The sequence below is a fragment of the Pseudopedobacter sp. genome, from assembly GCF_040392825.1.
Lineage (GTDB): Bacteria > Bacteroidota > Bacteroidia > Sphingobacteriales > Sphingobacteriaceae > Pseudopedobacter.
Map to the genome: position 1 here is coordinate 1 of NZ_JBEBVH010000288.1, position 4,694 is coordinate 4,694.

Genomic DNA, 4,694 nt, shown 5'->3' on the forward strand with positions numbered 1-4,694 from the left:
TTATTTGGAGATTATAATCCAGCGGGCAGATTGCCAATAACTTTCTATAAAAGCTTAAGCCAACTAGATAACGCGCTTTTAAAAACATCTGATACCAGCAGACAAGATTTTGAGAATTACAGCATGCAGGGCAGAACATATCGGTATATGACTGAGAAGCCTCTTTATGCATTTGGCCATGGGTTAAGTTATTCAAAATTCAATTATGGCGAAGCAAAGCTAACATCTGGGACAGTTAAAATAGGCAACACTTTAAACATATCAATACCACTTACTAACATCTCCAATAATAAAGGAGAAGAAGTTGTTCAGGTATATGTAAAGAGAAATGATGATCCTGATGCTCCGGTAAAATCTTTAAAAGGATTTAAAAGGGTAGTTATTGCGGCTGGAGAAACAAAACACCTGGATTTCCAGCTTACTGCAGAAGCATTTGAATTTTATGATCCGTCAAAAGATGGACTTGGTCCGAAAGCAGGTAATTATACCATTATGTATGGAGGTTCATCAGATGAAGCTCGCCTTAAATCAATCAGTATAAATGTGGTATTATAAATCTAATGTGTTCAAACCGTAATTCAATTTTAAATTGAGAAATATTCACTGCCAAATATATTTTTTTAAATGAAAAGGAATCTATTACTTATGCTGCTACTGGTTTGTTCCGGTTTTAGCTATGCTCAAAAAAAAGCTATTGTCGAATCATTAAAACAAGCTTTTGAGGGGAAGTTTTACATTGGAACTGCTTTAAATCTCAACCAAATTTGGGAAAGAAATCCTGCTGCCGACAAGCTAATAAAGAGCCAGTTTAATTCTATTGTTGCAGAAAATTCTATGAAAAGTATGCATTTGCAACCTCAGGAAGGCAAATTCAATTTTAAAGATGCAGATAAGTTTGTAGCGTATGGCGAAGCCAATAACATGTTTCTTATAGGTCATACCCTAATCTGGCATTCACAAGCGCCATCGTGGTTTTTTAAAAATGAAAGAGGAGAGGAGGTTTCGAAAGAAGTGCTAATAGAGCGCATGAGAAATCATATTACAGCCGTTGTTTCCAGGTATAAAGGCAGAATTAAAGGTTGGGACGTGGTGAATGAAGCAATACTTGATGATGGATCCTGGAGAAAAAGTAAATTTTACAATATAATAGGAGAAGAATTTATAGAGCTGGCTTTCAAATTTGCACATGCAGCCGATCCGGACGCCGAACTTTATTACAACGACTATTCAATGGCTTTGGAAGGCAGACGAAATAGCGTTGTTAAAATGATTAAGAATCTAAAATCCAAAGGAATTAAGATTAGTGCTATTGGAATGCAGGGGCATTTATCGCTTGATTTTCCAAAAGTTGAGGAGTTTGAAAAAAGCATATTGGCTTTTGCGGCAGAAGGAGTAAAAGTGATGATTACAGAAATGGATATTACCGTTTTACCTATGCCCAATAGAAATATTGGTGCCCAGGTGGAGAGTAATTTTGCATACAAGAAAGAAATGAATCCATATGAAGATGGATTGCCTAAAGATAAAGAGACAATATTTGAAAAACGTTATCTGGATTTCTTTAAACTTTTTTTAAAACATGAGGATAAAATCAGTAGGGTTACAGTTTGGGGAGTTACAGATGCAGACTCGTGGCGGAATAACTGGCCAATGCCCGGCAGAACAGATTATGCCTTGCTGTTTGACCGGCAATACAATGCTAAACCTGTTGTTAAGCAGATTATAGATTTGGCTCTTCAAAAAAGAAGCCGTAAATAAACAACGTTTAGGGGTATAGTAAAGGAATAGCTATAGAATAGTACAAGGTATAAGCCAGATACAGTGGGGTATATGTGGATGAAAGGTGGACTATAGCGGAGTTATAAAATCTTGGTTTGGGTAAATAGAAAAAGGTAGAAATAACTTTAGAAGGCGTTTAAGACAAGGGTGTTAACATAATTCTAGTTACTAATATATGCAAAAATAATGACAAAAAGTATATGTCCTGAACACCTGTAAATTGGACTTTCAAGTTTTACAGGGCCTTTCGGTAGAAAATTAGAGTTTCAACAAAGAGTGGTTTAAATGCTTATTTGCTTATCGAGGTGCTTCTACGAGAGAATATAGCTCTATTCTATTTTTAATGTTTTAATTGTAAATCATTGTCTGTCAGTAGTGTTTTTAACAGATGTGAGCGTTTGAAAATTAGAGGCTCAAACAAAAATTCCATTTTTTTGACAATTTATGCCGTTTAACTAAATCTAATACTTCTACACTTGCAACTGTACAAGAAGCGTGTTTTTGCTTGTTGTACCAGCAGTTATACGGTAATTCGGCGTATTCTGACAGAAGAACAAATAACCACTTTTAAAATAATCTAAAACATTGATTTATTCATGAAAAGAGCGAATCTAATATTTAATAAGCTAGCGTTAAGCTGTATGTTTATTGTGTCGGCATTGCTGTTTGCAGGAAATATTAAAGGACAAGATATCCTGCAAAAAAGTACTGGAACACAGCAGAAATTTATTCACAAAGCAGCCGGTAATCCATACTTGCCTTTGTGGGAACACTTACCCGATGGGGAACCACGTGTTTTCGAAGATCCGGATAATCCGGGAAAATACAGAGCTTATATCATCGGTTCTCACGACTTAAGATATACGAGCTATTGTGGTCCGGATATTAGAATGTGGTCTGCTCCTATAGAAGATTTATCGAGTTGGAGAGATGAAGGAGCAATTTTTACTTATGAAATTGAGGGACAGTGGGATGTGATGTATGCGCCAGATTTAGTGGAGGTAAAAAGAAAAGACGGAACCAAAGAATACTATCTCTATCCACATAGCCGTGGACCAAATCGGGAGGCAATGGTAGCTAAAGGAAGTCGTCCGGATGGGCCTTTTACACCTATTAACCTTACAGAAGACGGGAAACGTACTGTACCGGGCAGTATCCTGGGTTTTGACCCTGCAGTTTATATAGAATATATTGATGATCCGAAGGATCCGGATTACGAGATAGGTTTCAGAGCTTATGGATTTTGGGGCTTTCAAAGATCATTAGCAGCAGAATTAGATCAAAAAACCATGTATTCGCTAAGGCCCGGAACTAAAATTATCAACTACTTTATTCCGGCAAGCAGCAAATATGGCGTAATTCGCGATCCAAAAGGTACTACCTATCCAAATATTTATGAAAAAGAAGATTTAGGGTCTTTTAACTTTTTCGAGGCATCATCTATACGCAAAGTTGGCAATAAGTATGTAACCGTTTATAGTGGTTATTCCGGTCCGGAATATGGAGTGCCAAGCTCAAATTCTACCCTGCGTTATGCAGTGGGAGATTCTCCCTTAGGCCCCTGGAAAAGTGGCGGCGTATTGGTAGATTCCAGAGGTCCGGTGCTGAACAAAGACGGAACAGCGATAGTTACGGCTAATGCCGGTCATAATACTCACGGTAGTATTGAATTGATTAACGGCCAGTGGTATGTGTTTTATCATAGGCCACCCAGAGGATTTGGTTTTGCCAGACAGGCGGTAGTAGCACCGGTAACTATAAAGTGGGATGACAAACCTGTAGCAGAAGGCGGAACGCTGTCTATCAGAGCATATGACCCTTATTCGCCAAATAAGTTATGGACAGCAAAAGACAGTCAGGGAAAGGAATATAAAGGCGCCGAGATTACATCAGAAGGTTTCCATATTTATGGCTTAGATCCTTATCAGTATTATTCTGCGGGATATGCCAGTTATTTGTCTGATATTGGTATACAGCAGGATTCATGGGATGTTTGGGACAACCACATGCCTATTACAAATGTAAAAAACGGGCATATTGTAGGGTTCAAGTATTTTGGTTTTGGTGGATTAAAAAAAGATACCTTGGGTTTAAAAGCTTTTGACGGAACAAAAGCAGGTAATCAAACTGCGTTTAACTTATTTATTACGCCTAAAACAGTAAAGGCTTTTAAGGTAAATGTTTGGTTAAACGGGCCCTGGGACAATGAAGTATGGCAGGGAAAGAAACTAGGTGAAATCAATGTACCTGCAAATTCTAAAGCAGAAACCACCCAATTTAGCATAGATGTTTCTCAATTTGTAGATAATTTGGACAAAAAACATGCTGTATATCTTGTTGCCGAAGGCGAGGGACAGGATGCGCTTTTCGATTTTATAGGATTAGGATTTAGTTCCAAAGACCATAAAATAGTTCGTCCAATTGTACCGCAGGTTAATATAATGGTGAACGGCAAATCAATTGATTTACCCATTACTCCGGTAAGATCTACAAATCAGAATGGTATTATCGGTTATAATATTTATGAGACAACTTACAAATTACCTGTGCGTACAAAGAAAGTACCTGTTATTAAAACAAACTCCAATAACCCTGATGTTAAAGTAGCTATTACACAGGCTAAGTCATTAAATGAACCGGCAACTGTTCAGTTTGATTATAATGGCGTATTGAAAATCTATAATGTCAAGTTTAGTACAGAATAAATATTTCATTCAACATTCAATAAGTAGTATCAAAAAATATGATGAAAGGGAATACGGGTTTTTTCAATCAGTATTGGGCTTCACACAGAAAAAAAACGAGTGATTGATCGGAATACAAAGCCAAACCTGTTGTTCAGCAGATTATAGATTTGGCGTCCAAACAAAAAACAGTAAAATATAAACAAGGCATTACTAAAAATAATGCCTTTG

At 37.1% G+C, this 4,694-nt stretch carries 3 protein-coding genes; all 3 read left to right on the forward strand.

Translation table 11 applies throughout. The features are described from left to right. The coding region (locus tag ABWO41_RS15570; RefSeq protein ID WP_353140028.1) for a fibronectin type III-like domain-contianing protein at positions 1–555 on the forward strand (555 nt) is incomplete at its 5' end. A gap of 69 nt (positions 556–624) precedes the next feature. Then, a complete protein-coding gene (locus tag ABWO41_RS15575) occupies positions 625–1,758 on the forward strand; it encodes an endo-1,4-beta-xylanase (protein WP_353140030.1) in 1,134 nt (377 codons plus the stop codon). Between the two features lie 617 nt (positions 1,759–2,375). Next, the gene (locus ABWO41_RS15580; RefSeq protein ID WP_353140032.1) at positions 2,376–4,484 is read left to right on the forward strand and encodes a hypothetical protein; all 2,109 of its coding nucleotides are present in this window, start codon (positions 2,376–2,378) and stop codon (positions 4,482–4,484) included. Positions 4,485–4,694 lie beyond the last annotated feature (210 nt).

Coding starts and splice junctions, on each gene's coding strand:
- ABWO41_RS15575 (WP_353140030.1), top strand. CDS start 625: ATGAAAAGGAATCTATTACTTATGCTGCTACTGGTTTGTTCCGGTTTT.
- ABWO41_RS15580 (WP_353140032.1), top strand. CDS start 2,376: ATGAAAAGAGCGAATCTAATATTTAATAAGCTAGCGTTAAGCTGTATG.